Genomic DNA, 843 nt, shown 5'->3' on the forward strand with positions numbered 1-843 from the left:
ATTAACGGCACCAACGATGCGGCGACCGTCAGCAGTGCGACTGTTGCGGTTGATGAAACGGACAAAGCCATCACAACTTCAGGCACCCTAACCAGTACCGATGTCGATAATCCCGATAACGCCTTTACACCAGATTCGATAACAGGTACTCATGGCAACTTAACCATTGATGCTAATGGTCATTGGGTATTCACTGCCAACAGTGTATTTAACCAACTTAATGTGGGCGACAAGGTCGAAGAGACATTTACGGTAACGTCAATTGATGGCACACCATCCACGATTAAAGTGACTATCAATGGCACCAACGATGCAGCTACTGTCAGTGGCGCAACAGTGGCTGTTGATGAAACCGACTCAGCAATTACGACTTCTGGCACCCTGACCAGCACCGATGTCGATAATCCGGACAATGCCTTCACCTCTGATTCCATCACAGGTACCCACGGCGACTTAACCATTGATACCCATGGTCATTGGGTATTCACCGCTAACAGCGCCTTTAACCAACTGAACGTTGGCGACAAGATCGAAGAAACCTTTACTGTTGCTTCTGTCGATGGAACTCAGTCAACCATCAAGGTGACTATTAACGGAACTAACGATGCCGCGACCGTCAGCAGTGCCACTGTGGCTGTTGATGAAACGGACAAAGCCATCACGACTTCAGGCACCCTAACCAGTACTGATGTCGATAACCCCGATAACGCCTTCACCCCAGACTCAATCACAGGGACTCACGGTGACCTAACCATTGATGCCCATGGTCATTGGGTCTTCACCGCTAACAGCGCATTCAACCAACTTAACCTTGGTGACAAAGTTGAAGAGACATTCACAGTC

At 48.9% G+C, this 843-nt stretch carries 1 protein-coding gene; it reads left to right on the top strand.

The genetic code is table 11. The features are described from left to right. A partial coding sequence (locus ACTS60_RS00165) for a VCBS domain-containing protein (protein WP_440886723.1) occupies positions 1-843 on the top strand: 843 nt, incomplete at both ends.

This window comes from Vibrio sp. WZ-1 (genome assembly GCF_052037695.1).
Taxonomy (GTDB): Bacteria; Pseudomonadota; Gammaproteobacteria; order Enterobacterales; family Vibrionaceae; genus Vibrio.